Origin of the sequence: Cryobacterium sp. 10I1 (genome assembly GCF_035019805.1) — a bacterium.
Taxonomy (GTDB): domain Bacteria; phylum Actinomycetota; class Actinomycetes; order Actinomycetales; family Microbacteriaceae; genus Cryobacterium; species Cryobacterium glucosi.
The window spans coordinates 1-3,776 of sequence record NZ_JASJVF010000294.1 but is presented as its reverse complement, the minus strand read 5'-3'; the positions used below and the strand labels follow the sequence as shown (position 1 = coordinate 3,776).

The 3,776-nt window shown below is 69.5% G+C and carries 5 protein-coding genes and 1 pseudogene; 2 read left to right on the top strand and 4 right to left on the bottom strand.

The window, feature by feature from the left end; all coding sequences use genetic code 11:
- Together QN345_RS16745 and QN345_RS16740 are read right to left on the bottom strand one after the other, a co-directional pair.
- Positions 1-499, bottom strand: a 499-nt coding sequence (locus QN345_RS16745; protein ID WP_323508914.1) for a hypothetical protein, incomplete at its 3' end; no start/stop codon positions are given.
- Between the two features lie 3 nt (positions 500-502).
- Positions 503-1,198 (bottom strand): response regulator transcription factor, encoded by a 696-nt coding sequence (locus QN345_RS16740; RefSeq protein ID WP_322136576.1) that lies wholly within the window; start codon positions 1,196-1,198, stop codon positions 503-505.
- Between the two features lie 315 nt (positions 1,199-1,513).
- Here QN345_RS16740 and QN345_RS16735 point away from each other — a divergent pair, with 315 nt between their 5' ends.
- On the top strand, positions 1,514-2,227 hold the full coding sequence (locus QN345_RS16735; RefSeq protein ID WP_322189273.1) for an alpha/beta hydrolase: 714 nt from the start codon (positions 1,514-1,516) through the stop codon (positions 2,225-2,227).
- A gap of 115 nt (positions 2,228-2,342) precedes the next feature.
- Here the strand turns inward: QN345_RS16735 and QN345_RS16730 are convergent, their stop codons facing one another.
- Positions 2,343-2,783, bottom strand: coding sequence for a DUF5997 family protein (locus QN345_RS16730; protein ID WP_134558379.1), 441 nt, complete (start codon positions 2,781-2,783; stop codon positions 2,343-2,345).
- An 86-nt stretch (positions 2,784-2,869) separates the two neighbouring features.
- Between QN345_RS16730 and QN345_RS16725 the strand changes: the two genes are divergently transcribed.
- Positions 2,870-3,661, top strand: coding sequence for a LysR family substrate-binding domain-containing protein (locus tag QN345_RS16725; protein ID WP_322140609.1), 792 nt, complete (start codon positions 2,870-2,872; stop codon positions 3,659-3,661).
- Positions 3,662-3,709: 48 nt separating this feature from the next.
- Here QN345_RS16725 and QN345_RS16720 read toward each other — a convergent pair.
- Positions 3,710-3,776: pseudogene (locus QN345_RS16720) on the bottom strand (DUF5997 family protein); the annotation flags it as partial.

Genomic DNA, 3,776 nt, shown 5'->3' with positions numbered 1-3,776 from the left:
CCGTGGGGTTCTTCAGCTTCGGGTGCCGCGACACCAGGTTGGTGTAGAGCTCCATCTCCATCGACTTGCCCGAGCCCACGAGCCCACCGCCTCCCGCGAGCGGCCGCGCTTCCACCACGTACGACTCACCCCGGATCTGCAGCGACGTCGACACCGAGCGGCCGGCATCCAGTACCTGGGTGATGCGGCTCTTGACGTCCTGCGTGACCGTGAGCGCGCCCGAACCTGTTTCCGGCACCTTCCCGTCGGCGCCGACCAACACAAAGCGCTCGCCGCGTGCGCCGAGGAGGGTGTCGTCCTTGAGCAGGATGCGCAGGGTCGAGAGCGGCCGCTCGCTCAGCGCGGTCGTCCGTGCGCCGAGGTCCGCCTGGGCCTGCGTCGTGACGAGGGTCTGCACGAGTTGCAGGGACACGACGGCAGTGACGAGAACCGCAACGAACGCCACGCCCACCGTGACGAGCAGGATCCTGCCGCCGAGTGACGCGAACCAGCGCCGCACCGCTCAGCCCTCCTGGCCGGCGACGGAATACCCGACGCCGCGGACCGTGCGGATCGGATTTCCCTCGCCGAGCTTGGCCCGCAGTTGGGCGACGTGCACGTCGACCGTCCTGCTCGCACTGTAGTCCGCGATTCCCCAGACCAGGGAGAGCAGTTCCTCCCGCGAATACACCCGTCCGGGCCGGGCCATCAGCTGGGCGAGCAGGTCGAATTCGGTCGCGGTCAGGTCCACGCGGATGCCGCCGCGCGCGACCATGCGCGTCGCCGGGTCGAGCGTCACATCCTCCACCCGCAGCACCGCGTCGCCGATGAGACCCGAGGAGCGGCGCACGATCCCCTTCACCCGCGCGACGAGTTCCCTCGGCGAAAACGGCTTGGTCACGTAGTCGTCCGCACCCAGTTCGATGCCGAGCACCCGGTCGACCTCGTCGTCGCGTGCAGTGACGAAGAGCACGGGTGTCCAGTCCCCCGCCTCGCGCATGGCCCGGCACACCTCGATCCCGTCGAGCCCGGGCAGGCCGACATCAAGGATCACCGCGGCCGGCCGCAACCGGCGAACCTGCTCGAGTCCCGCGCGGCCGTCGGACTCCAGATGCACGGTGAAACCGGCGCGCACGAGGTACAGGCGTTCGATGTCCGCGATTGCGGGGTCGTCTTCGACGACCAGCACCAGCCCTTTGTCGTCGCCCACAGCTTCCATTAAGCCAGTAGGCGCCGGTTGCTGCGAACCGGGCGGGCGGATGCCGGACTCGCCTTACGTTTTCCGTACATTTCCCGAACACGGCGTTTGCGTGCGCCTGCCACTGTGGCTTCACCGCCGGGACCCTCCCGGTCCAGCGAAAGGCAGGAAAATATGAATGCATTCACGAAGCGAGCCACGACCGTTGTCGCTGCCGGCGAGCCGGACCCGCCAGCGCGGGAGGCGCATTCGGGTCCTGGGCAGTGAAAGGTCCGGGGCAGTGAAAGTATTGACCGGTCGACGCACCAGGCCTCGACGCCCGGCAGGAGGACCGACATGGACGAGACCCGAAACGGCGCAGGAGACCCGGTGGAACCGGTCGCCCTGCCGATCGATCCCGGCGCAGTGCTCTGGTCGGCGTCCGAAGCCGACCGGGTCGGGCGCCCGCTGCTCCTGATCCTTCACGGCTACGGCTCCCACGAGGGTGACCTGTTCTCGCTCGCGCCGCACCTGCCGCTCAAGCCGGTCCTCGCGGCGCTGCGGGCGCCACTTCCGGTCGGCGACGGCTGGGCCTGGTTCCCGGTCGGCATGCCCGGCGGCCTGGTCAACCCGAGCGCCCCGAACGCATCCGCTATCGAGGCGGCAGCGGACGGCGTGCTCGCCTGGCTCGACGCGCTCGTCGTGCCGCCGGCATCCGTCGGGCTGCTCGGCTTCTCCCAGGGCGGCGCGATGGCGCTGCAGCTTCTGCGCCAGGCGCCCGACCGATTCGCATTCGCGGTGCAGCTCTCGGGTTTCGTCGCCGCGGCGCCGCAGCCCGGCGACGCCGACCTCGCCGAGCGACCCGTTCCGGTGTTCTGGGGCCGAGGCACGGCCGACCCGGTGATCCAGGCGGATGCCGTCGGCCGCACCCAGGACTGGCTGCCCGGCCACTCGGTGCTCACCGAGCGCATCTACGAGGGCATGGGCCACTCGATCTCGCAGGGCGAACTCTCCGACATCGTCGGATTCCTACGCACGCAGTACGCTGACGCGCCCGCGGACGTAGCCTGACCCACTCGCCTAACCAATTCGACGGAGTTTTTGCCCGGAAAGCGCTAAAAACACGCTCGTACGTCCTAGAAAATCAAAAAGTCCGTCGAATTGGTTAGGGCACAGCGCGTGAGGGTTAGCGCTTCTTCGCGGCGGCTTTCTCGTTCTGGGCGGCAAACCGGGCGGCGTGCGCGGCCTTGCGTGCGCGCTCGGCGTCGCGGTCCTTGACGCGGATCTGCTCCTCACGCACCTCGAACTGGGTAGCGCGCTCGGTGACGAGCCACGCCGGCGGCTGCTGCAGCAACGCGAGGATCTCGGCGCTCGTGAGCGGCTCGGTGACCTTGCCGCGCGCGAGCCCGGAGATCGAGACGCCGAGTTTCGCGGCGACGACCTGCTTGGGGTGCGGGCCATTGGCGCGCAGCAGGGCGAGCCACTCCGGCGGGTTCGTGTCGAGTTCGGTGAGCTCGGTGCGCGAGATCAGGGTGTTCTGGAACTCCTCGGGGGCTGCCTCGAGCAGAATCCCGAGTTTCTGGGCCGCCGTTGCGGGCTTCATGGTCTGGGTCTTCTTCTCGCTCATCAGTCCAGCGTATAGCCTGAGAGCACCACCGCTTCGGCGGTTCATAACGGTGCGCCGCCCCGCGCGCCACAAAAGAGAGGATGCCGGTGACCTTTTCCATCGCCTTCGCCGCCGGCGTCACGCCGACCAAGTGGACCCGCGCCTGGGCAGAACGGCGCCCCGACCAGCCCCTCGAGGTCTTCCGCACCACGCCGGACGAGCAGTCTGCCGTCCTCCGCGACGGCCGCGCCCAGGTCAGCATCGTGCGCCTCCCGATCGACGAACACGACCTGAGCCTGATCGCGCTCTACCGGGAAATCCCGGTCGTCGTCGCCGCGAAGGACCACTTCATCGCCGACGCGGACAGTCTCCTCGTCGCCGACCTCGCCGACGAGCACCTGCTGCAGGACCCCGACGCCGTTCCCGAGTGGCGCGACGTCGCGACCGAGGTGCGCGAGGGCATCCGCCGCCCGCTCGCCGCCGTGCGCGACATGGACGAGACCATGGAGCTCGTCGCCGCGGGCGTCGGCATCGTGATCGTGCCGCATTCGATCGCCCGGCTGCACAGCCGCAAGGACCTCGTCTCCCGACCCGTCGAGGACGTCGCCGAGAGCCAGGTCTCCCTCGCCTGGCTCGCCGCAGAGACGACCGAGGACATCGAAGAATTCATCGGCATCGTGCGCGGCCGCACGAAGGCGAGTTCCCGGGTCGACTCGTTGCCTGCCGGCGGCGAGAAGGTCAAGAAGGAGAAGAAGACCGACAAGGCCAAGGCCGCCGCGAAGGCGTTGCGCGTCGCCGCCGCGAAGGCAAAGCCCGCCGTGGCCAAGAAGACCCAGTCCGCGCCCGGCCGCACCCGCAGCACCGCGAACCTCAAGCTCGGCAAGCGCACCGGCCGCTGAGCCGCGCAGCCCGCGCCGGCAGCGGCAGCGGCAGCGGATGCCGCGCGCGAGCCCGGAGATCGAGACGCCGAGTTTCGCGGCGACGACCTGCTTGGGGTGCGGGCCATTGGCGCGC